This is a genomic window from Rhizobacter sp. P5_A1, from assembly GCF_056400745.1.
This window is the reverse complement of record NZ_JBFUKR010000005.1, coordinates 163536-190461: the sequence shown is the minus strand read 5'-3', so window position 1 is coordinate 190461 and position 26926 is coordinate 163536. Positions and strand designations below refer to the sequence as shown.

The 26926-nt window shown below is 68.1% G+C and carries 22 protein-coding genes; 5 read left to right on the top strand and 17 right to left on the bottom strand.

Annotated elements, in window-relative coordinates; translation table 11 throughout:
• Window positions 1-97 precede the first annotated feature (97 nt).
• The 4 genes from AC1DTW_RS07475 to AC1DTW_RS07460 all read right to left on the bottom strand — a co-directional run bounded on the left by AC1DTW_RS07475 (window position 98) and on the right by AC1DTW_RS07460 (window position 2852).
• The gene (locus AC1DTW_RS07475; RefSeq protein WP_477980396.1) at window positions 98-793 is read right to left on the bottom strand and encodes an anti-sigma factor; all 696 of its coding nucleotides are present in this window, start codon (window positions 791-793) and stop codon (window positions 98-100) included.
• 101 nt (window positions 794-894) lie between these two features.
• Window positions 895-1527 (bottom strand): sigma-70 family RNA polymerase sigma factor, encoded by a 633-nt coding sequence (locus tag AC1DTW_RS07470; protein WP_477980395.1) that lies wholly within the window; start codon window positions 1525-1527, stop codon window positions 895-897.
• A gap of 155 nt (window positions 1528-1682) precedes the next feature.
• Complete coding sequence (locus AC1DTW_RS07465; RefSeq protein ID WP_477980394.1) at window positions 1683-2207, bottom strand: restriction endonuclease; 525 nt, start codon at window positions 2205-2207, stop codon at window positions 1683-1685.
• Between the two features lie 183 nt (window positions 2208-2390).
• Window positions 2391-2852: a hypothetical protein gene (locus tag AC1DTW_RS07460; RefSeq protein ID WP_477980393.1), complete on the bottom strand. Its 462-nt coding sequence runs from the start codon at window positions 2850-2852 to the stop codon at window positions 2391-2393.
• A 103-nt stretch (window positions 2853-2955) separates the two neighbouring features.
• Here AC1DTW_RS07460 and AC1DTW_RS07455 point away from each other — a divergent pair, with 103 nt between their 5' ends.
• Window positions 2956-4095, top strand: coding sequence for a PA0069 family radical SAM protein (locus AC1DTW_RS07455; RefSeq protein ID WP_477980392.1), 1140 nt, complete (start codon window positions 2956-2958; stop codon window positions 4093-4095).
• Window positions 4096-4116: 21 nt separating this feature from the next.
• On the opposite strand, the gene AC1DTW_RS07450 is transcribed toward AC1DTW_RS07455, so the two are convergent.
• The 8 genes from AC1DTW_RS07450 to AC1DTW_RS07415 all read right to left on the bottom strand — a co-directional run bounded on the left by AC1DTW_RS07450 (window position 4117) and on the right by AC1DTW_RS07415 (window position 13267).
• Window positions 4117-5025 carry a cation diffusion facilitator family transporter gene (locus tag AC1DTW_RS07450; RefSeq protein ID WP_477980391.1) on the bottom strand — a complete coding sequence of 303 codons (909 nt, stop codon included), beginning with the start codon at window positions 5023-5025 and terminating at the stop codon, window positions 4117-4119.
• 42 nt (window positions 5026-5067) lie between these two features.
• Entirely contained in the window at window positions 5068-6750 is a 1683-nt protein-coding gene (locus AC1DTW_RS07445; protein ID WP_477980390.1) for a phosphoethanolamine transferase, read from the bottom strand.
• Between the two features lie 46 nt (window positions 6751-6796).
• A complete protein-coding gene (gene dnaJ, locus AC1DTW_RS07440; RefSeq protein WP_477980389.1) occupies window positions 6797-7942 on the bottom strand; it encodes a molecular chaperone DnaJ in 1146 nt (381 codons plus the stop codon).
• Between the two features lie 122 nt (window positions 7943-8064).
• Window positions 8065-10011, bottom strand: a complete 1947-nt coding sequence (dnaK, locus tag AC1DTW_RS07435; protein WP_477980388.1) for a molecular chaperone DnaK — start codon at window positions 10009-10011, stop codon at window positions 8065-8067.
• A gap of 84 nt (window positions 10012-10095) precedes the next feature.
• On the bottom strand, window positions 10096-10632 hold the full coding sequence (grpE, locus tag AC1DTW_RS07430; RefSeq protein WP_477980387.1) for a nucleotide exchange factor GrpE: 537 nt from the start codon (window positions 10630-10632) through the stop codon (window positions 10096-10098).
• A 102-nt stretch (window positions 10633-10734) separates the two neighbouring features.
• Entirely contained in the window at window positions 10735-11163 is a 429-nt protein-coding gene (locus AC1DTW_RS07425) for an RNA-binding S4 domain-containing protein (RefSeq protein WP_477980386.1), read from the bottom strand.
• A complete protein-coding gene (locus AC1DTW_RS07420) occupies window positions 11163-12590 on the bottom strand; it encodes a sensor histidine kinase (protein ID WP_477980385.1) in 1428 nt (475 codons plus the stop codon). The genes AC1DTW_RS07425 and AC1DTW_RS07420 overlap by 1 nt, the downstream gene beginning before the upstream one ends.
• A complete protein-coding gene (locus AC1DTW_RS07415; protein WP_477980384.1) occupies window positions 12587-13267 on the bottom strand; it encodes a response regulator transcription factor in 681 nt (226 codons plus the stop codon). Before AC1DTW_RS07415 ends, AC1DTW_RS07420 begins: the two co-directional genes overlap by 4 nt.
• A gap of 117 nt (window positions 13268-13384) precedes the next feature.
• Between AC1DTW_RS07415 and AC1DTW_RS07410 the strand changes: the two genes are divergently transcribed.
• Genes AC1DTW_RS07410 through AC1DTW_RS07400 form a run of 3 tightly spaced genes read left to right on the top strand, consistent with a single transcriptional unit; the run spans window position 13385 to window position 16357 of the window.
• Window positions 13385-14344 carry a Bug family tripartite tricarboxylate transporter substrate binding protein gene (locus tag AC1DTW_RS07410; RefSeq protein ID WP_477980383.1) on the top strand — a complete coding sequence of 320 codons (960 nt, stop codon included), beginning with the start codon at window positions 13385-13387 and terminating at the stop codon, window positions 14342-14344.
• A gap of 2 nt (window positions 14345-14346) precedes the next feature.
• The gene (locus AC1DTW_RS07405; protein WP_477980382.1) at window positions 14347-14844 is read left to right on the top strand and encodes a tripartite tricarboxylate transporter TctB family protein; all 498 of its coding nucleotides are present in this window, start codon (window positions 14347-14349) and stop codon (window positions 14842-14844) included.
• A gap of 10 nt (window positions 14845-14854) precedes the next feature.
• Window positions 14855-16357: a tripartite tricarboxylate transporter permease gene (locus AC1DTW_RS07400; protein WP_477980381.1), complete on the top strand. Its 1503-nt coding sequence runs from the start codon at window positions 14855-14857 to the stop codon at window positions 16355-16357.
• A gap of 6 nt (window positions 16358-16363) precedes the next feature.
• On the opposite strand, the gene hemH is transcribed toward AC1DTW_RS07400, so the two are convergent.
• From hemH to dnaG, 4 genes are all read right to left on the bottom strand, one after another.
• Window positions 16364-17461: a ferrochelatase gene (hemH, locus tag AC1DTW_RS07395; RefSeq protein WP_477980380.1), complete on the bottom strand. Its 1098-nt coding sequence runs from the start codon at window positions 17459-17461 to the stop codon at window positions 16364-16366.
• A complete protein-coding gene (locus AC1DTW_RS07390; protein ID WP_477980379.1) occupies window positions 17458-18423 on the bottom strand; it encodes an adenylate/guanylate cyclase domain-containing protein in 966 nt (321 codons plus the stop codon). Before AC1DTW_RS07390 ends, hemH begins: the two co-directional genes overlap by 4 nt.
• 13 nt (window positions 18424-18436) lie before the next feature.
• Window positions 18437-20650 carry an RNA polymerase sigma factor RpoD gene (gene rpoD, locus AC1DTW_RS07385; RefSeq protein ID WP_477980378.1) on the bottom strand — a complete coding sequence of 738 codons (2214 nt, stop codon included), beginning with the start codon at window positions 20648-20650 and terminating at the stop codon, window positions 18437-18439.
• A gap of 325 nt (window positions 20651-20975) precedes the next feature.
• On the bottom strand, window positions 20976-22796 hold the full coding sequence (gene dnaG / locus AC1DTW_RS07380; protein WP_477980377.1) for a DNA primase: 1821 nt from the start codon (window positions 22794-22796) through the stop codon (window positions 20976-20978).
• A 199-nt stretch (window positions 22797-22995) separates the two neighbouring features.
• On the opposite strand from dnaG, the gene AC1DTW_RS07375 reads away from it, so the two are divergent.
• Complete coding sequence (locus AC1DTW_RS07375; protein WP_477980376.1) at window positions 22996-23745, top strand: TonB family protein; 750 nt, start codon at window positions 22996-22998, stop codon at window positions 23743-23745.
• 24 nt (window positions 23746-23769) lie between these two features.
• Here the strand turns inward: AC1DTW_RS07375 and AC1DTW_RS07370 are convergent, their stop codons facing one another.
• A complete protein-coding gene (locus tag AC1DTW_RS07370) occupies window positions 23770-26802 on the bottom strand; it encodes a bifunctional diguanylate cyclase/phosphodiesterase (RefSeq protein WP_477980375.1) in 3033 nt (1010 codons plus the stop codon).
• Window positions 26803-26926 lie beyond the last annotated feature (124 nt).

Here is a 26926-nt window from a genome sequence, read left to right as displayed (position 1 = left end):
GGGTTGCGCTGATGAACGACGCCGCACTGACGGCGTCTGGTCCCACTTACGCAAGCGTGGCCCGATCGGATGCGCTCGGGTCGACCCAAGCGCAGCTTCAGGTCTGCAGCTTGCCGACCGCGACGATGGGCCCGGTGGGCGCGCCGGTCGTCGAGCCGCCGGCGGGCTCGACGCTGACCGCGAAGGCCGCCGTGTCGCGCAGCAGCTGCGAGCGCAGCAGCGTAGTTGCCCCGGTTGCCTGCACCAGGCCCAGCGAGCGCGGCGCGCCTTGTGCAGGCACGGCCCAAAGTTCGAGCGTGCGACCCGGCGTCATCGCGATCTCTTTGAGCGGCTTCAGCACCAGCGCCCGTCCGTCTGCGCTGACGCTGGCGACGAAGCTCGTGTTCAGGACCTCGGCGGCCTCGGGATTCGCGCCCAGCACGATGACGATCGGGGCCTGCGGAGAAGGCGCCTGCCCCGCGATCAGAAACATCGCCAGGGCCGCTGCGCCGGCGACGCCGCTGACGGTGCGCCAGACCCCCAGGCGCTGCCACCAGCGCGGCGCCGCGTCGTGCGGCGTCGAGTGGACGAACAGCCGATTTTCGATGCCGTGCCAGACCCGGTCTGGCGGCGTCACGGCCGGCACGCTGGCCGTCAGCGGTGCCAACCGCTGTTGCCACTGCGTCACCGCGTCGCGCATCCCGGGGTGGGCTCCGAGCAGCGCGTCGAAACGCCGTCGTGCCGGGCCTTGCAGCGTGCCCAGCACGTACTCCGCCGCCAGGCGGTCCGCGAGTTCTCGGCGGCCGTAGTCCATCTCAATTCCTATGCACGGCGGCAGCCAGCCTGAAAGGGGCGTGCTTCATGCTAGGGTCTGTTTGCTGAGTCACGCGAGCCCTCCCATGGCGTTAACAGGCCCTAGACCGGCGCCGAGCCATGCGCCGGCGGACGCCCGAGACATTCCTTCAGCGCGATCAGTGCGCGGCGCACCCAGCTCTTCACGGTGCCCAGCGGCTGGGCCAGCAGTTGAGCGACCTCGGAATGCGACAGTCCCTGGTAGTACGCCATCGCGACGCATTGCTGCTGCTCCGGCGACAACTCGCCGATGCAATGCGATACCTCACGCATGCGCGCCGCTTGCAGCAACAGTTCGAGCGGGCCCTTGTCCTCGCTCGGCATCGTGTCCAGCAGGTCGCTCGTCGCATCGCCGTCGCCGGCGCCCGACCGCACCGTGACGGTCGCGATCTGGGTCTTGCGCCGGCGCAGGCTGTCGATCGCGCGGTTGCGCGCGATGCTCGTGAGCCAGGTCATCGGCTGGGCGCGTGCCGGGTCGAATCCCTGTGCGGCATGCCAGATGTTCACAAAGATGTCCTGCAAGATGTCCTCGGCATGGCCTCGATCCGGGTTGATACGCAGGATCACGCCGAAGAGATGCGCGCTGGTCGCCTTGTAGAGCGTGGCAAAGGCCGCACGATCGCTGAGCGCGACGCGAGCGAGCGTCTCGCCCAGCACTTCGGTGCGGTCCGACCACTGATTTTGGGGAGAAGCCATGCTGCCTCGCGAGTTCCGGGGCAGTATGCCGCAGCAAGGTGCTGGACCCCCTTTACCTGCGTGGCACCGCGTGCGAGCCCGGACGAACATGAACACAGGCCCCTCGGGGTCCGTTCCTCATTCTGAATCGCGCCCGCCCGCTTCGAGGAAAGCCTTCAGCGGGGTTGCGCCGCGCCGAGCGTCGACTCGCGTCGCGTGGCGGCGCGGGCCTTGTCGATCAGGCTGACGAGCGCCGATCCTTCGATCAAGCGGATGCCGCAGGTCGCCGCGAAGATCGTGGCCTCGCGGCTGAAGCGGCCGATCGTGAGCGCGAAGCCGCCCTCCGCACCGTGCGCGGTCATCGTCCGGTGCAAGGCTTGAACCGCATCGATACCGACCTTGGCCACCTGCCAATGCTTTGAAAGCACGATGAAGGTCTGGCGCTCGCGACGCAGCATCAGGGCGGCCGAGCGGTCGCGGCCAGCTTCGATGATCTGGTAGCCCTGCAGCTTGAACGCCTCGCCGACCAGGGCTTCGAATTCACGCGCGTCCATGCCGTCGAGCGAGGTCGCGGCGCGGCCTGGCGTTGCCGGCAGGTCAGCGCCGTCGCGCGCGCGGCGCCGAAGCGTCCAGACCGCCCCGATCGCGACGAGCACCGCGGCGAGCAGCGACAGGCCGACGCCGATCAGCGCGTTCAGCATCGGGTGCCTTCGCGGCGCGTTGCCGGGTGCGATCGGTGGTGTCTGCAGGGGAAGGTCATCGGTGCGGTTCGGGTGGCGGACGGAATGCGCCCGCGATCACTCTAGCGCTGCTGTTCAGGGCCGTGGCTGCGCGGCGCGTGCACTTCATCACGCGCGCGCGGCGCGAGCGTGATGACCGGCAGCTCAGCGCGCGCTGAGCAGGTGCTTCATCCGGTTCAACGCCTGCTTCGGCGTCATCTCGTACTTGATCCCGGTCGCCTTCTCGCGCCGTTCCATGGCCATCCTGAGTGCATCGAGCCTGCCATGGCGCTCGGCCGAGTAGCTGGTCGAGCGCGGCTTGCCGTTGACGCTCCAGGAGGCGACGAAATACAGGTAGGGGTGCTCCGAAAACCGCACGAGGCGCGGCCGGATGCCGATCACACCGCTGGTGTTGTTCGTCTGGGCGACGACGCGCGCACCCTTTCGCGGTGTGGTCGGCGGTGCGAGTTTCTTCAGTTCGGCCTCGGCGGCTCGCGCCTGCGCGAGCGCCTTGCGCACGCCGCCGTACTTGCGCACCGCGAAGAACTTCGTCATCGAGGCGTGTCGCGGGCCGACGCGGACTTGATAGCCCTGCGTCGATCCGGAGTTGATGTGTTGGATTGACATTCGATTGACCTTTGGTGCGAAGAATAGCCCCTGCAAGACCTGCGCGTGCGACCTCGGGGCAGCGCTCGCTTGCGGACGCGTCGAGACTGTGTATATTCACAGTATGAAAGGAAGCCGACGAATCGATGCATCGGAGCGGGACGATCCCGCGGCGAACGCGCGGGAACCCCAAAAGGGCCGCGGCACGGTTTGGGCGATCGAGCATCGGTTCACGCATCGGCTCGGCGAGGCCTACGACGACGGCTGGGGCACGCTGGATCAGCAGGCCACCGAGGAAAAGCTCGCGCCAACGACGACGATCATCGAAGAGCACGCCAAGTCGATCCTGTCGCGCAACGATTCGCCCGACATCTCGTTCGACCTGTCGGTGAACCCGTACCGCGGCTGCGAGCACGGCTGCATCTACTGTTTCGCGCGGCCGACGCACAGCTACCTGAACATGTCGCCCGGGCTCGACTTCGAGACCCGCATCGTCGCGAAGGTGAACGCCGCGGAACGCCTGCGCGAAGCCTTCGCGAGCCGCAGCTACCGGCCATCGTTGCTGAACCTCGGCTCCGCGACCGACGCCTACCAGCCCATCGAACGCAAGCTGTGCATCACGCGCGCGCTGATCGAACTGCTGGCCGAGTGCGCGCACCCGTTCTCGCTGGTCAGCAAGTCGTCGGGCGTCGAGCGCGACCTGGATCTGATCGCGCCGATGGCGCAGCGCGGGCTGGCGGCGGTCTACATCTCGGTGACCTCGCTCGACCCGGCGCTCGCGCGCATCCTGGAGCCGCGCGCGGCATCGCCGCAGCGGCGGCTGCGCACGATCGAGGCGCTGGCGAAGGCCGGTGTGCCGGTCGGGGTCAGCGTGTCACCGGTCATCCCGTTCATCAACGAGCCCGAGCTCGAGCACATCCTCGAAGCGGCGGCCGAGGCGGGCGCCAGCTCGGCGTTCAGCATCGTGCTGCGGCTGCCCTGGGAGGTGAACCCACTGTTCCAGCAGTGGCTGGAACAGCACTTTCCGCAGCGCGCGGCGCGCGTGATGGCGCGCGTGCGCGAGATGCGCGGCGGGCGCGACTACGACGCGAGCTTCGGCACACGGATGAAAGGCGAGGGCGTCTGGGCCCAGCTGCTCGAGCAGCGCTTCCGGAAGACGGCGGCGCGGCTCGGCCTGAACCGCACGCGCATCGAGCTCGACCTGACGCAGTTCAAGCGGCCGCTGGCACCGCGCCGCGACGGGCAGATCGATCTGTTCGGCTGAGCGGCGTGCCGGCTCGCGGCGTCAGTCGCGCAGATCGGGCTCGAAGAAGACCCAGCGCACCTGCGGGAACGCGACATGAAGCCCGCGCTCGACGATGTTGACTGCGCCGATCAAAGCGACATCCGAGGCCTGCGGGCGCATCCTGGCCTTCACTGCGACCATGACCTCGCCGCCCAGCTGCTGCGTGATCAGGCTGTAGACCTGTTCGACCTGCGCCTCGGCTTCGAGATGCGCGCGCATCCGCGCGACCACCCGCGGCTCCGCGCTCTGGCCGACGAGCAGGGCCTTGACCTCGACGCCGACCAGGATCGCCACCAGCACCAGCAGCACGCCGATGCAGATCGAGCCGATCGCATCCCACATCGGGTTGCCGGTGACCATCGCGAGCAGAACAAAGGCCAGCGCCAGCAGCAGTCCGCCGAGTGCGGCGAGGTCTTCGCCGAAGATCACCAGGAGCTCGCTCTGGCGCGATGTGCGGAACCATTGCCACAGGCCTTGCGCGCCGCGCTCCTTGTTGATCTCGCGCAGCGCGCCCCACAGCGAGACCGACTCGGCCGCGACGCCGAACGCGAGGATGCCGACTGCCACCCACGCATACTGGATCGGCTCGGTCGCGTGCAGCTTGTGCACGCCTTCGTAGATCGAGAAGAGCCCGCCCATGCTGAACAGCATCAGCGCGACGATGAAGCTCCAGAAGTAGATCGCGCGGCCGTAACCCAGCGGATGGTCGGCCGAGGCGCTGCGCTTCGCCTCCTTCAGGCCCCAGAGCAGCAAGGCCTGATTGGCGCAATCGGCGAACGAATGGATCGCCTCGGCCAGCATCGAGGCCGACCCGGTGAAGACCGCGCCGGCACTCTTCGCGAGGGCGATCGCGAAGTTGGCGCCGAGCGCGAACAGGATCGACTTGAGCGAGTCGGCTTGAGCGGACATGGTTCTCCCCGGGATTTTTTGGCCGGCCCGAACGCCCCGCGTTCAGGGTGCGCGGCAGGGCGCGAAAAAATCGAGCTGCGGCTTGTACTCGGCAGCGCGCACGCCCAGCAGCCCGAGCGTCGAGTGGAACAGGTTGTCGTGCGTCAGCGCGGCGTCACGCTGGGCACGCAGGCAGGCTGGCTGCAAGCGCGCATCGGCTTGCGCTCCCGCGCCGAGCCACAGCAGCATCGGCACGTGCTTCTGCTCGACCGGCGCCACCGCGTAGGGCAGGCCGTGCAGGTAGAGGTTGTTTTCGCCCAGCGATTCGCCATGGTCCGAGACGTAGAGCATCGCGGTGTCGTAGCGCGGCTGCTGCAGCGTCAGCCAGCGGATCGTCTGCGCCAGCATGTGGTCGGTGTAGGCGATCGAGTTGTCGTAGGCGTTGATCAGCGCCTGGTGCTCGCACTGCTGCAGCACGTTGGTCGTGCACTCGGGTTGGAACGGCTTGCGCGCGGGCGGGCTGCGCTTGAAATAGGCCGGTCCGTGACTGCCCATCTGGTGCAGTACCAGCAGCACCCCGCGCTCGCGGGCCGCATCGGGCAGCGCGGCGAGGCGTGCGTCGATGCCGTGCAGCAGCGCTTCGTCGAGGCACTCGTCGCCATCGCACAGCGCGGCGGGCAACGCCGGCCCGCCGGCGACCGGCTCCCGCGCATAGGCATGCGGTACGCGTTCGCACAGGCCCTTGCAGCCGGCCTGGTTGTCGAGCCACAGCACCGCGAGCCCGGCGCGCTGAACGAGGTCGAGCAGGTTCTCGTGATCCTGGTCGCGCGACTCGAACGTGCGCTTGCCGAGGTGCGAAAACATGCAGGGCAACGACGCCGCGGTGTTCGTGCCGCAGGACATCACCTGGCGAAAACTCAGCACGTCGAGGCTCGATAGCTCCGGGTCCGTCGGCCGCGCATAGCCGTTCAACGCGAAGTGGTCGGCGCGCGCGGTTTCGCCGACAACGAGCACCAGCAGCGGCGATTTTGCGCCCGCCGGGCGTGGCAGCACGCGTGCGTCGGCGCCGATCGGCAGCGGCGGCCCGCTCGGCCGGGCGCGCGACTGCAGGCCCAGATCGACCAGCGCATACAGCGAGTTCAGCGGGTTGATCAGGTAGCGCACCGTGCGGTGGTTGCGCATCGTCGCCGAGAGATCGGCGAACAGCGCGAACATCAGTGCCGCGAGCACGAGCGCCAGCGCAACGATCCCGAGCAGGTTGCGTCCGCCCTGACGCCAGAAGCTCAAGGCCCGCACCGGAACGCGCCAGAGCAGCAGCAGCGGCAGGCCGGCGAGCAGCGCGAGGCTGCCGAGCAGCCGCGGGTTCAGCAGATCGCGCACCTCGCGCGGGTCGGTCTGCACGACATTGGTCATCATCGTCGTGTCGATCACGACGCCGTAGTTGCCCATGAAGTGCGCGCCCAGCGCCGCGGCGATCAGCAGCAGCGCGATCGCCGGCTTGATCGTTCGGCGCCATGCGAGCAGCGCCAGCAGCAGCGCGCTGAGCGCCGCGATCATCGCGCCGAAGCCGGCGATGAACAGCAGGCCGCGCGGCGACGCGCTCTCGGGCAGCGCGAGCAATGTGCGCCACAGCGGCCAGTTCGGCAGCGCGGCAATCCACACGCCAGCGAGCACGGCCAGCGTCAGCGGGTTCCAGCCCGCGTGCGCATCGGAGAGGCCGGCGAATGTCCTGCGCTGCATCATCATGTGCGGCATTGTCGGCGCAGGTGAGGCCGCAGCCGCCGGCCCGGGCTCACTTGAAGATGTCTTTGACCCGATCGGTCCAGGTCTTGGCGTTCGGCGAATGCCGGTCACCCGACTTGCGGAACGCGTCGTCGAGTTCCTTCAGCAGCTTGCGCTGGTGCTCGGTGAGCTTGATCGGCGTCTCGACGCTGACATGGCAATACAGATCGCCCGGGTAGCTCGAGCGCACGCCCTTGATGCCCTTGCCGCGCAGGCGGAAGGTCTTGCCGTGCTGCGTGCCTTCGGGCAGTTCGATCTCGGCCTTGCCGCCGAGCGTAGGCACCTCGATGCTGCCGCCGAGCGCGGCGCTCGTCAGCCCGACCGGCACCGTGCAGTGCAGGTCGTCGCCGTCGCGCTCGAAGATTTCGTGTTGCTTGATGCGGATCTCGATGTAGAGGTCGCCGGCCGGGCCGCCGTTCGTGCCCGGCTCGCCGTTGCCGCTCGAGCGGATGCGCATGCCTTCGTTGATGCCGGCGGGGATCTTGACCTCGAGCGTCTTGTTCTTCTTGATCCGCCCCTGGCCGGCGCAGGTCGTGCATGGCTCGGGGATGATCTTGCCGGTGCCGTGGCAGTGCGGGCAGGTCTGCTGGATGCTGAAGAAGCCCTGGCGCATGTGCACCGTGCCCTGGCCACTGCATGTGCTGCAGACCTTCGGGCTCGTACCCGGCTTCGCGCCGCTGCCCTTGCAGGTCTCGCAGGTCTCGTACGACGGGATGCGGATCTGCGTTTCCTTGCCGTGTGCGGCCTCTTCGAGCGTGATCTCCATCGCGTAGCTCAGGTCGCTGCCGCGGAACACCTGCTGACCGCTGGCGCGGCGCTGGCCGCCGGCCGCACCGCCGAAGATGTCGCCGAAGATGTCGCCGAACGCCTCGGCGAAACCGCCGAAGCCCTCGGCACCCGGGCCGCCGCCGCGGCTCATGTTCGGATCGACGCCGGCGTGCCCGTACTGGTCGTACGCGGCACGCTTTTGCGCGTCGGTCAGCATCTCGTAGGCCTCCTTGGCCTCCTTGAACTTCTCTTCCGACTTCTTCGCATCGTCACCCTGGTTGCGATCGGGGTGATGCTTCATCGCGAGCTTGCGATAGGCCTTCTTGATGTCGTCTTCGCTGGCGTTCTTCGGGACGCCGAGTGTGTCGTAGTAGTCGCGTTTGGCCATGAAATCCAGGCTCCGGTCGAATCGATCTCTCGTCTGCTTCAAACACCAACGCCGGTTTCAGCCGGAGCCTGCCTCGCGCAAGGCAACTCCGTCCGAAACCGGCGATGGTCGGGGGAAGGGAATCAGCCCTTCTTGACTTCCTTGAACTCGGCGTCGACGACGTTTTCGTCGTCGGCCGCGGACTTGGCCGAAGCGGCTTCCGATTGCGGCTGTTCGGCGCCCGTGCCCGCTGCCGCCGCGGCGGCCTGCGACTCGGCGTAGATTTTCTCGCCAAGCTTCTGGCTCGCCGTCATCAGCGCCTCGGTCTTGGCTTCGATCTCGGCCTTGTCCTCGCTCTTCAGCGATTCTTCGGATTCCTTGATCGCCGCTTCGACCTTCTCCTTCTCGCCGGCTTCGAGCTTGTCGCCGTGCTCGGTCAGGCTCTTCTTGACGCTGTGGATCATCGCGTCGGCCGAGTTGCGGGCCTGGATCAGCTCGAGTTTCTTCTTGTCCTCGGCCGCGTTCATTTCGGCGTCCTTGACCATCTGTTCGATCTCGGCCTCGGTCAGGCCCGAGTTGGCCTTGATCGTGATCTTGTTTTCCTTGCCGGTGCCCTTGTCTTTCGCGCCGACGTGCAGGATGCCGTTCGCGTCGATGTCGAAGCTGACCTCGATCTGCGGCATGCCGCGCGGCGACGGCGGGATGCCTTCGAGGTTGAACTCGCCCAGGCTCTTGTTGCCCGAGGCCATCTCGCGCTCGCCCTGGTAGACCTTGATCGTCACGGCCGGCTGGTTGTCGTCGGCGGTCGAGAACACCTGCGCGAACTTGGTCGGGATCGTCGTGTTCTTCTTGATCATCTTGGTCATCACGCCGCCGAGCGTCTCGATGCCCAGCGACAGCGGGGTCACGTCGAGCAGCAGCACGTCCTTGCGATCGCCGGCCAGTACCTGGCCCTGGATCGCGGCGCCGACCGCGACCGCCTCATCGGGGTTCACGTCCTTGCGCGGCTCCTTGCCGAACAGCTCCTTGACCTTCTCCTGCACCTTCGGCATGCGCGTCATGCCGCCGACCAGGATCACGTCGTTGATCGCGCCGACAGCGACGCCGGCATCCTTGATCGCGGTGCGGCACGGTGCGATCGTGCGCTCGATCAGGTCTTCGACCAGCGCCTCGAGCTTGGCGCGCGTGAGCTTGATGTTCAGGTGCTTCGGACCCGAGGCATCCGCGGTTACGTAGGGCAGGTTGATGTCGGTCTGCGTGCTGCTCGAGAGTTCGATCTTCGCCTTCTCGGCGGCCTCCTTCAGGCGCTGCAGCGCGAGCACGTCCTTCGTCAGATCGACGCCCTGGTCCTTCTTGAACTCGGTGACGATGTAATCGATGATGCGCTGGTCGAAGTCTTCGCCGCCCAGGAAGGTGTCGCCGTTGGTCGACAGCACCTCGAACTGCTTCTCGCCGTCGACATCGGCGATCTCGATGATCGAGATGTCGAAGGTGCCGCCGCCCAGGTCGTAGACGGCGATCTTGCGGTCGCCCTTCTCGGTCTTGTCGAGGCCGAACGCGAGCGCGGCCGCGGTCGGCTCGTTGATGATGCGCTTGACGTCGAGGCCGGCGATGCGGCCGGCGTCTTTGGTGGCCTGGCGCTGTGCGTCGTTGAAGTAGGCCGGCACCGTGATCACCGCTTCGGTGACGGTCTCGCCGAGGTAGTCTTCGGCGGTGCGCTTCATCTTGCGCAGCGTCTCGGCGCTGACCTGCTGCGGCGCGAGCTTGTTGCCGCGCACCTCGACCCAGGCGTCGCCGTTGTCGGCCGCGACGATCTTGTAGGGCATCAGGTCGATGTCCTTCTGCACTTCCTTCTCGGTGAACTTGCGGCCGATCAGGCGCTTCACCGCGTACAGCGTGTTCTTCGGGTTCGTGACGGCCTGGCGTTTCGCCGAGGCGCCGACGAGGATCTCGCCGTCTTCCTGGTAGGCCACGATCGACGGCGTGGTGCGTGCCCCTTCGCTGTTCTCGATCACCTTGGTGGTGTTGCCTTCCATGATCGACACGCACGAGTTCGTGGTGCCGAGGTCGATGCCGATGATTTTGGCCATGTGGTGTGCTCCTGAGACTGGGATTGGGTTGTTCTTAACGTGTGGATAAGGTGTGGGCTTTCAAGCCTGAACCTGTGGAGTACTTCAGGACGCCGCCGCCACCGTGACCAGCGCCGGGCGCAGCACCCGGTCGGCGATCAGGTAGCCCTTTTGCAGCACCGCGACGACGGTGTTCGGCTCCTGCGCCGCCGGCACGACGCTGATCGCCTGGTGCTGGTGCGGGTCGAACTTGGTGCCGGCGTTCGGGTTGATCTCGACGACCTTGTTGCGCTCGAGCGCCGAGACCAGCTGGCGCAACGTGGCATGCACGCCTTCGAGCATCTGCTCGGGCGAGGCCTCGGGCAGTGCGATCGCGGCTTCAAGGCTGTCCTTGACCGGCAGCAAGCTGTCGGCGAAGCCTTCGACCGCGTACTTGCGGGCCTTCGCGATCTCGTCCTCGGCGCGACGCCGGGTGTTCTCGGCCTCGGCCTTGGCGCGCAGGTAGGCGTCCGAGACCTCGGCGTGCTTGGCTTCGAGTTCCTGCAGTTTTGCTTCGGCGTTGAAGGTCGCGGCGGTCTCCTGGGCGGCGCTCGCGGCGTCGCCTGGCTCCGGGTTCGGTTGGGTCGGGTCGATGTTCGTCATGGCGTTGGATGTTTTCCGTAGCGCCCCATGTGAGGCGATTGCCCTCAGGTTCAAGAGGGGATTGGAAGAATTTTTCCGGGCCGGTCGCTCGGCCGGACCGGGCTATTCGGGCTCGACCGACGCGCTCCAGCGGTTCCAGTCGGCCAGCTGGCGCCGGTCGCGCTTGGTCGGGCGGCCCTGCTCGATGGCCAGCGACGGCTCGGCGTTCATGCGCCGCTCCAGCGCCTGCTTCGTGCGTTGCTCGATGCTCTCGGGCGTTTCCTCGAACATCGTCGCCGCGTGCGTCGCTGGGCCGCGCTGTTCGCCGGCGGCGGTGACGACGACGGTACGGGCGACGTGACCTTGCCGGAGCTCGATCCTGTCGCCGACGCGCACTTCACGCGAGGGCTTTGCGGCCTGGCCATTGACCTGCACCCGGCCGCGCCCGATCTCGTCGGCGCTCAGGCTGCGGGTCTTGAAGAAGCGGGCGGCCCAGAGCCATTTGTCGAGCCGGACCTTGCTGTCGGTCGGCTTGGTCGAGATTTCCTTCATCAGGGCGGATTGTCGGTCAAGGGCAGCCGAACCGTGGCATCGAGACCCTGCACATGGGCGCGCAACACGCGATTCTCAAGCGCGATGCTGCCGCCAAGCGACGCGACGATCTCGTGGCAGATCGCCAGACCGAGTCCGGCGCCGCGCTGCAGGTCGCTCGCCGGCGCACCGGCCGCGAAGGGCTGGAACAGGCGCCCGCGCTGCTCGGCCGGGATGCCCGGGCCGCCGTCGGCGATCGTCAGCGCGACGTGGTGCGAATCGCGCGCCATCGTCACCGCGAGCGACGAATCGTCCGGCGAGTTCTTGACCGCGTTGTGCAACAGGTTGCGCACCAGCTCGCGCAGCGCCCATTCGTGGGCCCGCACGGGCGCTCGCACCACGTCGAGCGAGAAATCGAGCCGGTGCTCGGCGATCAGCGGCGCGACGTCGAGTGCGACGGCGCGAACGGTCTCGGCCCAGTCGACGACCGGGGCGTCGCCCTGCTGGCGCAGCTGTTCGACCTTCGCGAGCGCGAGCATCTGGTTCGCGAGTTCGGTCGCACGCCGTACCGTGTGGTCGATCTCGAGCAGCGCCTGCCCGGGTTCCACGTCGCCGCGCAGCGCCGACTGGACCTGGGTCTTCAGCACCGCCAGCGGCGTGCGCAGCTGGTGCGAGGTGTCGCGCACAAAGCGCTTCTGGTGTTCGAGCAGGTGGCCGAGGCGCTCCATCACCTGGTTGGTGGCGGCCACCAGTGGCGCCAGTTCGCGCGGTGCGCCGCTGAGCTCGATCGGCTTCAGGTCGTTCGCGCTGCGCGCGTTGATGCGCGCGCTCAGCGCGCGCACCGGCCGGGTCGCGCGCTGCACGACGACGACCACGACGCCGGCGATCAGCGCCAGCAGCGCCACCTGGCGCCAGACCGTGTCGATCAGGATCTGGCGCGCGAGCGTCTCGCGCAATTCCAGGGTCTCGGCCACCTGGATCGTCGCGACGCCGAGCCCGGCGGCTCCCGACACCGGCTGCAGCAGCACCGCGACACGCACCGGCTGGCCCTGGTACGCGTCGTCGTAGAAGTCGACCAGCGCGGCATATGGCCCCTTGTCGGGCACCTTGCCGTGCCAGGTCGGCAGGTCCTGGAACCCCGACACCATCTCGCCGCGGAAGCCGCTGACCTTGTAGAACATGCGGCTTCGGTTGTCGGCCTCGAAGGGTTCGAGCGCCGAGTAGGGCACGGTCGCCCCGAGGTGGGCGCCGGCGTCGCCACCGATCACCTCGAGGTCTTCGCCGATCGACTTGGCCGACGCGAGCAAGGTGCGGTCATAGGCCGTGTCGACCGAGCGCAGCGCCTGCCTGTACAGGCTCACGGCGTTGACCAGCACGAAGCCGAGCACCGGCAACAGGATGCCGAGCAGCAGCCGGCTGCGCAGCGACAAGCGCTCGCCGATCTTCAAGCCGACGCCTTCAGCAGGTAGCCCAGTCCGCGCAAGGTGACGAGCTGCGCGCCGGTGTGTGCCAGCTTCTTGCGCAGGCGGTAGGCGACGACCTCGATCGCATCGGACTGCACCTGCGACTCGCCGGGGAACACCAGCTCCGACAGTCGCTCCTTCGCGACCGCCTGGCCGGCCTTGGCGAGCACCGCCCGCAGCAGTGCGGTCTCGCGCGGCGCGAGTTCGAGGGGCTCGCCGCGAAAGTAGATCGCGCCGCTGTCGGTATCGCAGCGCAGGCCGCTGAACTCGTTGGCGGGGTCGGCCGCGGCGTCGGCCGGCGGCGCAAAGCGGCGCGCCAGCGCGCGCACGCGGGCTTCGAGCTCGTCGAGGTCGAAGGGCTTCGGCAGGTAGTCGTCGGCGCCGCTGTTCAGGCCGAGGATGCGGTCGCCGACGGTGCCGCGCGCCGTCAGGATCAGCACCGGCGTCTTCAGCCCGGCCGCACGTGCCTGGGCCAGCACCTGCAGGCCGTCGAGGCCCGGAAGGCTCAGGTCGAGCAGCACCACGTCGGGCACGCTCGCCTGCCAGCGGTCCAGCGCCCGCGCGCCGTCGGCGCAGGTGACGACCTGCATGCCGCGGCGCTGGAACGTGCGCTGCAAAGTCGTCTGCATCGCGAGGTTGTCTTCGACCAGCAGAATCTTCATGCGGCAACGGTAGCAGGCTCGGGCTTCGTGTTTCCCCTAGGCGGGTCGACAGCCGATTGACAGGCTGGCGCGCCAGCATCGACCATCGTGCCATTCCAGAATCACGGAGATCGAACCATGCGTCGCGATGCCTTCCTCAAGTCTCTCGCCGCGCTCGCCGCCGCGAGCGCGCTGCCGCTTCCGGCCTGGGCCGTGGCGAGCCTGAAGATGATGATCCCGGCGAATCCCGGCGGCGGCTGGGACACGACCGGCCGGGCGCTCGGCAAGGCGCTGATGGATTCCGGCGCCGCGAGCACGGTCAGCTACGACAACAAGGGTGGCGCCGCCGGCACGATCGGCCTGGCGCAGTTCGTCAACAGCAACAAGGGCGACGGCAACGCGCTGATGGTGATGGGGGCGGTGATGCTCGGCGGCATCATCACCGGCAAGCCGCCGGTGCAGCTTTCGCAGGCGACGCCGATCGCGCGCCTGTCGAGCGAGTACAACGTGTTCGTGCTGCCGGCGAGTTCGCCGCTGAAGACGATGAAGGACGTCGTCGACCAGCTGAAGAAGGATCCGGGCAGTGTCAAGTGGGGCGGCGGCTCGCGCGGATCGACCGAGCACATCGCCGCGGCGATGCTGGCGCGCGAGGTCGGCGTCGACCCGGCGAAGATCAACTACGTGGCGTTCCGCGGCGGCGGTGAAGCCATCGCGGCGATCCTCGGCGGCAACGTCACGGTCGGCGGCAGCGGCCTGTCGGAATTCTCCGAATACATCAAGACCGGCAAGATGCGCGCGATCGCGATGACCTCGGAGACGCGCCTGAAGGGCGTCGAAATTCCGACGATGAAGGAACAGGGCTACAACGTCGTGATCGGCAACTGGCGCGGCGTGTACGGCGCCGCCGGCATCACGCCGGAACAGCGCAAGGTGCTCACCGAGCTGATCGTCACGGCGTCGAAGCACAAGTCCTGGGCCGAGGCGATCGAGCGCAACGGCTGGACGCCCGCGCTGCTGACCGGCCCGGCCTTCGACAAGTTCGTCGACGACGAGTTCGCCTCGCTGCGCGCGGTGATGGTCAAGTCGGGCATGGTTTGATCGTGGCGAAGCTGCCGCAGACGCTGATCGGCGTCGGGACCATCGTGCTCGCGGTCGTGATGGCGGTCGGCGCCGTGCAGATCAGTTCCGAGGCCGGCTACGGCGGCGTCGGGCCGAACTTCGTGCCGTGGGTGGTCGCGGTCGCGCTCGCGCTGTGCGGCGGCTTTCTGACCTGGGAATCGGTCAGCGGCGGCTTCCGCGAAATGGAAGAACCTTCCGGCGACGCGCGCGGCTACTGGCCGGGCTTCGGCTGGGTCACGGCCGGCATGCTGCTCAACGCGCTGCTGATCACCCACATCGGCTTCATCCTGAGCTGCACGCTGTGCTTCGTGCTCGCGGTGCGTGGCTACAAGGCCTCGCAGGGCGCGCCCGACTGGTCGCCGAAGGCGTTCGCGAAGGATGCGCTGGTCGGCGCCTGCATCGCCGCGCCGGTGTACTGGATGTTCACCAAGCTGCTTGCGATCAACCTGCCGGGCCTGACCGCCGGCGGCTGGCTTTGACGGAACCGCGATGGACATCTGGGACCAACTGATCCAGGGCTTCCTCACCGCCGGCACGCCGGTCAACCTGCTGTGGGCACTGGCCGGCTGCACGATCGGCACCGCGATCGGCGTGCTGCCCGGCATCGGGCCGGCGACCGCGGTCGCGATGCTGCTGCCGATCACCTTGCAGGTCGAACCGACCGGCTCGATGATCTTCTTCGCCGGCATCTACTACGGGGCGATGTACGGCGGCTCGACGACTTCCATCCTGCTGAACACGCCCGGCGAGGCCGGCTCGATGGTCACGGCGATGGAAGGCAACAAGATGGCGAAGAACGGCCGCGCCGGCGCGGCGCTGGCCACGGCCGCGATCGGCTCGTTCGTCGCCGGCACGATCGGCACCGTGGTCGTCACGATCGCCGCACCGGTCGTCGCGAAATACGCCGTGCTGCTCGGGCCGCCCGAGTACTTCATGCTGATGATGCTGGCCTTCGTGACGGTCAGCGCGGTGCTGGGCAAGAGCACGCTGCGCGGGCTCACGTCGCTGTTCATCGGCCTGGCGATCGGCCTGATCGGTCTGGACCAGATCAGCGGCCAGGCGCGCTACACGCTCGGCGTGCCCGAGATGATGGACGGGATCGAGGTCGTGCTGATCGCGGTCGGGCTGTTCGCGGTCGCCGAGGCGCTGTATGTGATGCTCTACGAAGGGCGCGCCGTCGAGACGCAGAACAAGCTGTCGAAGGTCCACATGACGCGCGCGGAATGGAAGCGCTCGTGGCCGGCCTGGCTGCGCGCGACCGCGATCGGGATCCCCTTCGGCACGATCCCGGCCGGCGGCAGCGAGATCCCGACCTTCCTGAGCTACGCGGTCGAGAAGAAGCTGTCCCGGCACCAGGAAGAGTTCGGCACCATCGGCGCGATCGAGGGCGTCGCCGGCCCCGAGGCGGCCAACAACGCGGCGATCACCGCGACGCTGATCCCGCTGCTGACGCTCGGCATCCCGACCTCGAACACCGCGGCGATCCTGCTCGGTGCGTTCCAGAACTACGGCATCCAGCCGGGCCCGCAGCTGCTCGACAAGAACTCGGCGCTGGTCTGGGCGCTGATCGCGTCGCTCTACATCGGCAACGTGATGCTGCTGGTGCTGAACCTGCCGCTGGTCGGCATGTGGGTCAAACTGTTGAAGGTGCCGAAGGCGCAGCTCTATGCGGGCATCCTGATCTTCGCGACCGTCGGCGTCTACGGCATGCGCCAGTCGGCGTTCGACCTGGTCCTGCTGTACGCGATCGGCCTGCTCGGCCTGGTGATGCGGCGCTTCGACTTCCCGGCCGCCCCGGTCGTGATCGGCATGATCCTCGGGCCGCTGGCCGAGGCGCAGATGCGCAACGCGATGTCGATCGGCGAAGGCAAGTGGGGCGTGTTCGTCGAGCGGCCCGGCTCGCTGGGCTTGATGGTCGCCGTGCTCGCGGTGCTGGTGCTGCCGCGCGTGCTGAAGATCTGGCGTGGGCGCGGGCTGCGCGCCGAAGCCTAGGCGCGCCTAGACTCGCGCGCCGGCCGCCAGCGCACGCTGGCGCTGCGCTTCGAGCGCCGCGGCATCGTCGGCTCGCGTCGCGGTCGGCCAGCCCTGCATATGCCTGATCGCGAGCGTCGACAGCGCGGCGATCCACTCATGCTGATCGTTCAGGCACGGCAGGTAATGGAACTCCTGGCCACCGGCCTGCAGGAACGCTTCGCGCACCTCTTGGTCGATCTCTTCGAGCGTCTCGAGGCAGTCGGACGTGAAGCCGGGGCACAGCACATCGACCCGCTTGACGCCGCGCTTCGCCAGGCCGACGACGGTGGGTTCGGTGTACGGCTGCAACCACTCGGCGCGGCCGAGGCGGCTCTGGAAGGTGACCAGGATGTTGTCGTCATGCGCGAGGCCGAGCCGCGCACCGAGCAGGCGCGCGGTCGCGAGGCATTCGCAGTGGTACGGGTCGCCGCGCGTCAGCGTGCGCCGCGGCACGCCGTGGAAGCTCAGCACCAGCTTGTCGGGGCGACCGTATGACTGCCAGTGGTCGTTGACGCGCTTCGCGAGCGCGGCAATGTAGCCCGGGTCGTCGTGGTAGCGGTTGACGAAGCGCAGCTCCGGCAGGCTGCGGACGTTCCGCGCCCACTCGCAGACGGCATCGACGACGCTCGCGGTCGTCGTGCCGGAGTACTGCGGGTACAACGGCAGCACGAGCACACGCGTGACGCCTTGCGCCTTCAGCGCGTCGAGCACCGAAGCGATCGAAGGTCGACCGTAGCGCATCGCGCAGCGCACCGTCACTGCGTGGCCGCGCTCGCCCAGATAGCCGCCGAGCAGCTTGGCCTGCTTCTCGGTCCAGAGGCGCAGCGGCGAGCCTTCGCTGGTCCAGATGCTCGCGTACTTCCTTGCCGACTTCGCCGGCCGGGTGCGCAGGATCACACCGTGCAGGATCATGAGCCAGAGCAGGCGGGGAATCTCGACGACCCGGCGGTCGCTCAGGAACTCCGCGAGGTAGCGGCGCACGGCCGATGGCGTCGGCGCGTCGGGCGTGCCGAGGTTGCACAGCAGCACCGCGGTGCGCGCCGGGTTGCCATGCTTGAATTCGGGCTCGGGCGCGAAGCTCATCCGAACTCGGGTGGCGGCTGGCGATGGGTGTCGGCGAACTTCAGGATTTCGAAGCGCACGCACGGGCTCGCGGGATCCGAAGGCGGCGCGCCGAGCCCGATCGTGCCGTTGCCATGCAGCGTGCAGCTGCCGCGGCGCAGCCCGATGATCTCGGGGTCGTGATCGAAGCGCACATAGGTGCCGTTGTAGCTGAGGTCGGTGAGCTGGAACGTGCCGCCATGCCAGACGATGCGCGCATGCGAGCGCGAGACGCGCGTGTCGTCGATGATGTAGGTCGCCTGCGGGCTGCGGCCGAGGATCAGCGGCAGGCTGGTGCCGGCATAGATGCGGTTCTGGTCGAGCCAGACGAGGCGGATGCCTTCGGGCTCCGGGCTTGGCGCGGCGATGTCGCCGAACGCGGTCGCCGCGGTGTCTCCGAAGCGGCGCGCCGCTTCGAGCAGGTAGACGTGCACCGGCTCGACGCGACCACGCAGCTGCATCCGGTCGAGGCTGCGAAAGCGCGTCTGGCCGGCGCGGTCGAGGCCTTCGAGAACGGTCGAGGTGACCAGCGTTTCGTTGTCGCCCGCGTGATCGATCAGGCGCGCCGCGACGTTGACCGCATCGCCGAACACGTCGCCCGACATCTCGACCACTTCGCCGTGTGCGAGGCCGACCTGCAGCTTCAGCGGCACGGCACGCGCATGCACCGCGAGCCCGCGATCGCCCGGCGCGCCGATGCGCTCGAGCGACTCGTGCATCTCGTCGGACGCGGCGACCGCTGCTTCGGGCGTCACGAACATCGCCATCAACCCGTCGCCCAGCGTCTTCACGACGCGCCCGGCGTGGTTGACGACGATGCGCGCGAGCAGCGCGACGCTCTGCGTGACGACCGCCGTCGCATCGGTGTTGCCGAGCGTCTCGTACATCGAGGTGCTGCCGCGCAGGTCGGCGAACAGCACCGTACGCTCGACGACGCGGGTCATGGCCGGTGCCGGGTCAGAGCGTGTCGAGGTAGGTGCGCAGCTTGTCGGAGCGGCTCGGGTGCTTGAGCTTGCGGATCGCCTTGGCTTCGATCTGGCGGATACGCTCGCGCGTCACGTCGAACTGCTTGCCGACTTCTTCGAGCGTGTGGTCGGTCGACATCTCGATGCCGAAGCGCATGCGCAGCACCTTGGCCTCGCGCGGCGTCAGGCTGTCGAGGATGTCTTTGACGACATCGCGCAGGCCGGCCTGCATCGCGGCCTCGATCGGCGCGGTGTTGTTGGTGTCCTCGATGAAATCGCCCAGATGCGAATCGTCGTCGTCGCCGATCGGCGTTTCCATCGAGATCGGCTCCTTCGCGATCTTCATGATCTTGCGGATCTTGTCTTCCGGGATCTCCATCTTCTCGGCCAGCGTGGGCGCGTCGGGCTCGAAGCCGAACTCCTGCAGGTGCTGGCGCGACAACCGGTTCATCTTGTTGATCGTCTCGATCATGTGCACCGGGATGCGGATCGTGCGCGCCTGATCGGCGATCGAACGCGTGATCGCCTGGCGGATCCACCAGGTCGCATAGGTCGAGAACTTGTAGCCGCGGCGGTATTCGAACTTGTCGACCGCCTTCATCAGGCCGATGTTGCCCTCCTGGATCAGGTCGAGGAACTGCAGGCCGCGGTTGGTGTACTTCTTGGCGATCGAGATCACGAGACGCAGGTTGGCCTCGATCATCTCCTTCTTCGCATCGCGCGAGGCCTTCTCGCCTTCGTTCATGCGCTTGTTGATGCGCTTCAGGTCATCGAGCGGCACGACGGCGCGCGCCTGCTGGTCGGTCAGCTTCTTCTGCAGTTCCTGCACCGGCGGCAGGTTGCGCGCGAGGATCGCGCTGTACGGCTTGTTCGCCGCCACTTCCTTCTCGGCCCACTTCAGGTTCAGCAGGTTCGGCGGGAAATGCTTGATGAAGTATTCCTGCGGCATGCCGCACTTGTCGACCAGGATCTTGCGCAGCTCGCGTTCGTAGCGTCGCACGTCATCGACCTGCGAGCGCAGGATGCCGCACAGCTTCTCGATCGTCTTGACCGTGAAGCGGATCGTCATCAGCTCGGCGCTGATCGCCTGCTGGGCCTTGTTGTACGAGGGCGACTGGTAGCCATCCTTCTCGAAGGCCTTGCGCATCTTGTCGAAGTTGATGCGCAGGTTTTCGAACTTTGCAAGTGCCGAGACCTTCAGCTCCTCGAGCTTTTTCGTCAGCGCCTTGCTGCCGCCCTGGCCGTCGTCGTCGTCTTCCTCGTCGAAGAAGTCGACGTCTTCCTCGGCGACGTAGTCGTCGGCCTCGTCTTCGGAGACGAAACCGTCGACCGCCTCGGAGATCTTCATGTCGCCCGAGCCGATCCGGTCGGCGTAGCTCAAGATCTCGGCGATCGTCGTCGGCGACGCGCTGATCGCGTACATCATCGCCTGCAAGCCGCCTTCGATGCGCTTTGCAATCTCGATCTCGCCCTCGCGTGTCAGCAGCTCGACGGTGCCCATCTCGCGCATGTACATGCGCACCGGATCGGTCGTGCGGCCGAACTCGGAGTCGACGGTCGACAGCGCCGCTTCGGCGGCTTCTTCAGCCTCTTCCTCGGTCGCGGTGGTCGTGCCGCCGCCGGCGATCAGCAGCGTGGCGGCATCCGGCGCCTGCTCGTAGACCGCGATGCCCATGTCGTTGAGCATCGAGACGATCGCCTCGAGGATTTCGGCGTCGACGAGCTTCTCGGGCAGATGGTCGTTGATCTCCTGGTGCGTCAGGAAACCGCGCGTCTTGCCCATCTTGATCAGGGTCTTCAGCTCGGTGCGGCGCTTCGTCGCTTCCTCTTCGGTCAGCGCCGTCTCTTCGAGGCCGAATTCGCGCATCAGCGCGCGCTCCTTCGCGCGCGAGACCTTCATGCGCAGCGGCTTGGCCTTGACCTTGGTTTCGTCCGCGGCCGCTTCGACCTCGGGTTCGCCTTCGAGATCGGCCTCGAGGTCGGACAGGTCGACGTCGTTGTCTTCCGACTTCTTCGCCTTCTCGTCGATCTTGGGCTTGCGCCCCGGCTTGCCCTTCGGCGCCACCTCGACGGCCTTGGCCGCGGGCTTCGCGGCCTTCTTGCTCGTGTCGTCGGCCTTCGCCTTGGCGGTGGCCTTGGCCGTCTTCGCCTCGGCGACTGGCGCGGCCTTGGTGGCCGTGGCGGGGGCGCTTTTCTTCGCGGTCATGCAAATCCTCGGATGGTGATGGGCCAGCTTGCCGGCGGCCCGGCCTTCGCGCTGCGCATGGCGCAGCACAATTCAACACAAGCCAATGCGGAATTCGGCCGACTCGCGCCGAAATTCAGCACCGGATCGGCTGCGGGCGGGCAAGCTGAGGGTGAACATTTTTCCGATGGACTCGGGGCGCAGCCCTTGCGGGAAAGGGTGGCCTGTAACCCGCAATGGGGACCCTGGGTCAGAGGGTGGCCGGGGCCCGGAGGTGCTGCTGTCACTCTTGCCGCGCTAACGTCAGCCGAGGATTATAGCGTCTGGGGCGCCAAGACGCCAGCCATCATGGGGCTTTGAGGCGCTTTCTGGCTTCCATCAATTCCCGACCGCGCCGGTGGGCATCGGGCGACTGGGCGCCGGCATCGAACAGCAGCTTCAGCTCCTCGTCGACCGCGTTCAGGCGCAGCTTCAGCACGACCAGCGACAGCTCGTGCGCGATGTCGGAATCCGGCTCCGGGTCGTGAAAGGCGGCGATGCGCGCCAGCACCGCGCCGCCCTCGTTGTCGGACTGCGCCTTCCGACGCAGCTCGTCGAGCATCGCCGCCGGCGCGAGCGGCCCGTGCTCGTGAACGCAGCGCTCGATGCAACCGAAGAACGCGTCGTACGGCGCCGGCTGGGCCGCCAGCAGGTCGTGGGTCTCGCCGTCGAGTTGGGCCCACAGCTCGCTGCGATGCAGCAGCAGCCAGATCGCGCGATCCAGCAGGTTGGCGGCACCCTTGCTGACGCGGCCGGCGCGCCGTGGCGGCGGCCGCACCGGTGGAGATTCGCGCGCTGCCGTGCGCGCCGGCGCGTGACCCCACTGACGCAGCAACTGGTCGGCGTCGTCGCGCGCCGCGGCGGCGAGCTCGACCAGCAACTGCCGCTTCAATGCGCCGTCGGGCAGGGCGCTCCACAGCGGCTTCGCGTTCGCGAGCAGGTGCGCGCGACCTTCGGCGGCCGCCAGGTCGCAGCCTTCGCCGGCGGCCTCGACCAGCTGGCGCGACAAGGGCACCGCATTCGCGACGCAGGCCTCGAACGCCGCCGCACCGAATTCGCGCACATACGAATCGGGATCGTGCTCGGCCGGCAGGAACAGGAAGCGGATCGTGCGCGTGTCGCTCGCATGCGGCAGGCTCGCTTCCAGCGCGCGACGCGCGGCCCGGCGGCCGGCGGCGTCCCCGTCGAAGCTGAACACGACCGACTCGGTGAAGCGGAACAGCTTCTGCAGGTGATCCGGTGTGCAGGCGGTGCCTAGCGTCGCGACGGCGTTGCCGAAGCCGGATTGCGCCAGCGCAACCACGTCCATGTAGCCTTCGACGACCAGCGCATAGCCGCGCTGACGCACCGCGGCGCGGCCTTCGAACAGGCCGTACAACTCGCGGCCCTTGCTGAACACCGGCGTCTCGGGCGAGTTCAGGTACTTCGGCTCGCCGCGGTCGAGCACACGACCGCCGAAGCCGATCACGTCGCCCTGCACCGACCGGATCGGAAACATGATCCGGTCGCGAAAACGGTCGTATCGCTTCCGGTCTGCCTCGTCGGCCGAACCGTCGTCGGCGTCTTTCGCGATCACCATCCCGCTCTCTTCGAGCAGCGGATCGTCGTAGCTCGGGAACACGCTCGCGAGGCTGCGCCAGCCTTCGGGCGCATAGCCGAGGCCGAACTGTGCGGCGATCTCGCCGCTCAGGCCGCGGCCCTTGAGGTAGTCGATCGCGCGCGGGCTCTGCTTGAGCTGCTTGCGATACGCGTCGGCCGCCTTCGCGAGCACGTCGGTCAGGGTCGAGCGGCGCTGCTTCTGCGCGGCGGCCTGCTCGCGCTCGGCGGGCGAGCTGTCTTCCTCCGGCACCTGCAGGCCGACCTGCTGGGCCAGATCCTTGACCGCGTCGATGAAGGTCATGCCGCTGTACTCGGTCAGGAAGCGAATCGCATCGCCGTTCGCCCCGCAGCCGAAGCAGTGATAGAACTGCTTGCTCGGGCTGACCGTGAAGCTCGGCGACTTCTCGGCATGGAACGGACACAGTCCGCTCAGGTTCGCGCCGCCCTTCTTCAGCTGCACGTGCCGACCGACCACATCGACGATGTCGACACGCGAGAGCAGGTCCTGGATGAAGTTCGGCGGAATCACCCGATGAGTCTAACTTCGCACATTCGGCCGCGTTTCAGCGGCCGGCGCCGGCACGGCACCCGCTTAGACTTTCGTGCGCCGACGGCCACGAACCGGCGGTGAAAAGAAGCAGGCGGCCCTGAACCTCGGCGCGACGGCGGATCGCGATGTGTCGACTTCGGCGGCCCGCGTGACCACGAGGACGTTCGGGGGAACACCGATGTTTCTGGATCGACTGCGGGCGACCGGCGCCCGCACGGCACTGTGTTGCGCCGTCGCGAGCCTGTGGGTGGCGGCGGCAGCACGGGCCCAGTCGGGGCCGGCTGGCGCTGCGTCGGCGGCCGAGATGACACCGGCAGAGCGCGCGCAGCGCGATGCCAACACGGTCTTCAAGTGGATCCTGATTCACTCCGACAAGCCGCGCAAGGCGGGCGCGAGCCGCGAGGAGAAGCACGAGGAGAGGCGCGAAGACAAGCCGGCGGCCGCAGCGCGTGCGAAGCCGGCACCACGCGCCGCCGACGCGCCGGTCGTCGCGAGCCCGGCCGCGCGGTCCGCCGCGGGTGGTGCGGTCCCCGCGGCCCTGCCGGGCTCGGCATCGACCTCGAACGCAAGCATCGCCGTGCCATCGGTCGAGACCGCGCTCGCGCCGGCCGCCGCGATCGACACGCGCGCCGTTCGAGGCGACTCGGCACCGGCTGCCGCGACTGCCGAAACGCCGAACGACACCCTGACGCTGGTGCACCGTACCGATCCGCAGTTCCCGATCGGCGTGCTGCGCGACCTGCGCAGGGGCGGGGTCCAGGTTCGGTTCACGGTGCTGCCGGACGGCAGCGTCGCCGAACCCGCGGTGGTCACGAGCACCCATCCCCGGCTCAACGCCTCGGCGCTGGCCGCGGTGGCGCAATGGCGCTTCGCGCCGGTCCATCGGCCGCAGGCCGGGACGGTCGAACTCGCTTTCGACCTCGACTGACACGGCCGGCCGCGGGCCCGGCCGTCAGGCGGTCGCGAGCACCTCGGACGGGGTCGGCATGCCCTTGTAGTCACGCACCCAGTCGGCGACTTCCTCGGTCGGCATGGCCGCCGCGATGCCGTTGCCCTGGCCGACGTCGCAGCCAATCTCGATCAGCCGTTGCGCCTGCGCACGCGTCTCGACGCCTTCGGCAACGACGGTACAGCCGAAGGTCTGCGACAGGCCGATGACGCCTTCGACGATCGCCAGATCCTGGCGGTCGCCGAGCATGTTGATGACGAACGAACGGTCGATCTTGAGCATGTCGATCGGCAGCTGCTTCAGGTAGGTGAAGGTCGAGTAGCCGGTGCCGAAATCGTCGAGCGCGAAGCGCACGCCCAGCGCACGGCACTCTTCCATCAGTCCGCAGGTGTAGTCGACATCGGCCAGTGCCGCGGTCTCGAGCACCTCGATGATCAGGCGGTGCGCGACCGGCGCCTGGTGGCGCGAGAGCAGCCCCGCGAGGTGCTGCGCGAACAGCGGCTCCTGCAGGTGACGCGCCGAGACGTTGATGCTGACGGTGATGTCCAGCCCGAGCCGCAGCCAGCGCGCGAGCTGGTCGATGCCGTGCTGCAGCACCCAGTTGCCGACGCTGATGGACAGGCCGGTGTTCTCGATCAGCGGCAGGAACTGCGCCGGCGAGATCACGCCCTGCTCGGGGTGCTTCCAGCGCAGCAGCGCCTCGACGCCCAGCACCTTGGCGTTGCGCATGTCGACCTTGGGCTGGAAGTACAGGCGGAACTCGTTCGCGTCGAGCGCCTCCTGGACGCGGCCGAGCGCGACGAAGCGGGCTTCGGCACGGCGGTCGTGCTCCGCGTCGAAGAAGAGGTAGCCGTTGCGGCCGGCCTGCTTCGCGCCGTACATCGCATGGTCGGCGTGGCGCAGCAGCGTCTCGGCGTCGGCGCCATCGAGCGGGAACACGGTCGCGCCGATGCTCGCCGTCACGATCACCGGACCGGCGCCGACGCCCAGCGCGTACGGTTGGCAGATCTGGTTCAGCACGCGTTCGACCGCGTGGCGGCTCTCCTCGAGCGTGGCGGTGCGCAGCAGCAGCACGAACTCGTCGCCGCCGATGCGCGCGACGACGTCGTCGCCGCCGGCCCACGAGCGCAGCGAGCGGCGCATGCGGCCGGCGAGTTCCAGCAGCAGCCGATCGCCCGCCTCGTGGCCGAAGCGATCGTTGACCGGCTTGAAGTGATCGAGGTCGAGGTAGCAGACGGTCAGCAGCGAGCCTTCGCGGCGGCTCGTCTGCATCGCCGTCTGCAGCATCTGCGCGAGTCGCACACGGTTCGGCAGCCGGGTGAGTTCGTCGAAGTGGGCCTGGCGCTGCAGCTGCTCGAACTGGGCGCGGGCATTCGTCACGTCGGCGATCGCCAGCACGTGATTGCGCACGCTTCCGTTCACATTGCGCACCGCAGTGGCGGTCAGCTGCAGCACACAGGGCTCGCCGTTGCGGCGGTGATGGCGCAGCTCACCGCGCCACATGCCTTCGCTTTCCAGGCCGAGTCGCATCGCGTCCAGCTGGCGGGCCAGTTCGCTGTCCGGCGCGCGGGCTTGCAGCAGCGACGGCACCGATCCGAGCAACTCCTCGCGCGAGTCGCCGGTCATCTCGACGAAGGTCGGGTTGACCTCGAGCACGCGATGCTGCGGGTCGGTGATCAGCAGGCCTTCGTGCAGATGCTGGAAGACGCTTTGCGACAGGTCCTGCCGTTCGCGCGCGGTCTGCATGTCGCTGATGTCGCGTGCGGTGTTGATGATGCGCAGCGGCTCGCCGGTCGGGCCGCGTTCGGCGACCAGTGCGTGCAGCTCGAACAGGCGCCAGCTGCCGTCACGACACTGCATGCGGCATTCGGCGCGGCAGTCGATTGCGCCGTCGGTGCGCAGCGGCTCGAACGCGCGCCGTACCTCGGCCGCATCGTCGGGGTGGATCAGCGCCCAGAACGCATGCAGCGTGTCGCCGAAGGCCTGCGACGAGTGGCCGAGCAACGCCAGCCAGCGCTTCGAGAACTCGATGCGGCCGGCACGCAGATCCCACTCGCCGATACCGATCTGCGCGACATCGAGCGCGAGCTGCCAGCGCCGTTCGTTGGCCGCGATCTCGCCGGTCAGCGCGGTGGTCAGCAAAGGCATCGCGAGCAGGCTGCAGACATAGCCGACCAGCAGCAAGACGCCCTGGCTGCTGTCCGCCTGATGGAACGGGCCGAGGCCCTGCAGCGTCGCCAGCACGCTGCCGACGGTGAGCAGCAGCGCCGTCGACGATGCGGCGAACAGTCCGCTGCGCGCAGCCAGCCAGCACAGCAGCAGGTGCGGCAGAAAGAACAGCGGCGACTGCAGTGCATGCTCGCCGCCGCCGACCTGCGCGGCGAGCGCGGCACTGGCGAACGTGCCGAGCGCGAGCAGGATCGAGGGCAGCCAGCGCCAGTCGCCGGCCGCCTGCAGCCACGATGTGCGCGACAGCGTCAGCAGCGGGATGCCGACGACGAGCGCGCCCATCGCGTCGCCCAACCACCAGTACGTCCAGGCCCTCGGCACATCGGCCCATGCGACCAGCCCGGCTGCGGCGAGCCAGAACGTGCCGTTGCAGGCGGTGATCGCCATCGACAGGCCGACGCCGATCACGCCGAACAACCACAGATCACGGCGCCGATCGAGCTCGGCATGCAGACCGTCGCGCTGCAGCACCCAGGCGCCGATCAGCGGGCCCAGCGTATTGCCGAACGCAATCAGCACGGCAAGCCAGGTCGGCGTGTCGACCGACAACGCGACCGCCAGCGCGCCCAGCCACACGCCAGGCCAGACACCCAGGCCGAAGCGCAGCAGCGCGGCCAGCGCGATGCCGCTCGGCGGCCACAACAAGGTCACCTGTGCGCCGAACTGCGGTGCCGACAGGCCGATCCGTCCGCTCAGGTAGTACGCCGCGAACAGCAGCGCGGTGCGCAGCGCCCAGTCACGAGAACCGACGGCCGTGACGAGGGCGAACGAGAACCGGGGGAACCGAAGGAAGCGGGCTGCGGACACGGGTCGGTGGGCGGGAAAATTGTGCGTAAATGTAAAGGAGGCGCGCTGGGAAATCAGCCGAATTTTTGTGTCGGACACCCCCTCAACAGGGGCTTGAAGCGGCTGCGACGATGCGGCGAGCTAG

Excerpts from the sequence above, each read along its gene's own strand:
- AC1DTW_RS07475 (WP_477980396.1), bottom strand. The coding sequence starts at position 793 with ATGGACTACGGCCGCCGAGAACTCGCGGACCGCCTGGCGGCGGAGTAC.
- AC1DTW_RS07470 (WP_477980395.1), bottom strand. The coding sequence starts at position 1,527 with ATGGCTTCTCCCCAAAATCAGTGGTCGGACCGCACCGAAGTGCTGGGC.
- AC1DTW_RS07465 (WP_477980394.1), bottom strand. The coding sequence starts at position 2,207 with ATGCTGAACGCGCTGATCGGCGTCGGCCTGTCGCTGCTCGCCGCGGTG.
- AC1DTW_RS07460 (WP_477980393.1), bottom strand. The coding sequence starts at position 2,852 with ATGTCAATCCAACACATCAACTCCGGATCGACGCAGGGCTATCAAGTC.
- AC1DTW_RS07455 (WP_477980392.1), top strand. The coding sequence starts at position 2,956 with ATGAAAGGAAGCCGACGAATCGATGCATCGGAGCGGGACGATCCCGCG.
- AC1DTW_RS07450 (WP_477980391.1), bottom strand. The coding sequence starts at position 5,025 with ATGTCCGCTCAAGCCGACTCGCTCAAGTCGATCCTGTTCGCGCTCGGC.
- AC1DTW_RS07445 (WP_477980390.1), bottom strand. The coding sequence starts at position 6,750 with ATGATGATGCAGCGCAGGACATTCGCCGGCCTCTCCGATGCGCACGCG.
- dnaJ (WP_477980389.1), bottom strand. The coding sequence starts at position 7,942 with ATGGCCAAACGCGACTACTACGACACACTCGGCGTCCCGAAGAACGCC.
- dnaK (WP_477980388.1), bottom strand. The coding sequence starts at position 10,011 with ATGGCCAAAATCATCGGCATCGACCTCGGCACCACGAACTCGTGCGTG.
- grpE (WP_477980387.1), bottom strand. The coding sequence starts at position 10,632 with ATGACGAACATCGACCCGACCCAACCGAACCCGGAGCCAGGCGACGCC.
- AC1DTW_RS07425 (WP_477980386.1), bottom strand. The coding sequence starts at position 11,163 with ATGAAGGAAATCTCGACCAAGCCGACCGACAGCAAGGTCCGGCTCGAC.
- AC1DTW_RS07415 (WP_477980384.1), bottom strand. The coding sequence starts at position 13,267 with ATGAAGATTCTGCTGGTCGAAGACAACCTCGCGATGCAGACGACTTTG.
- AC1DTW_RS07410 (WP_477980383.1), top strand. The coding sequence starts at position 13,385 with ATGCGTCGCGATGCCTTCCTCAAGTCTCTCGCCGCGCTCGCCGCCGCG.
- AC1DTW_RS07400 (WP_477980381.1), top strand. The coding sequence starts at position 14,855 with ATGGACATCTGGGACCAACTGATCCAGGGCTTCCTCACCGCCGGCACG.
- hemH (WP_477980380.1), bottom strand. The coding sequence starts at position 17,461 with ATGAGCTTCGCGCCCGAGCCCGAATTCAAGCATGGCAACCCGGCGCGC.
- AC1DTW_RS07390 (WP_477980379.1), bottom strand. The coding sequence starts at position 18,423 with ATGACCCGCGTCGTCGAGCGTACGGTGCTGTTCGCCGACCTGCGCGGC.
- rpoD (WP_477980378.1), bottom strand. The coding sequence starts at position 20,650 with ATGACCGCGAAGAAAAGCGCCCCCGCCACGGCCACCAAGGCCGCGCCA.
- AC1DTW_RS07375 (WP_477980376.1), top strand. The coding sequence starts at position 22,996 with ATGTTTCTGGATCGACTGCGGGCGACCGGCGCCCGCACGGCACTGTGT.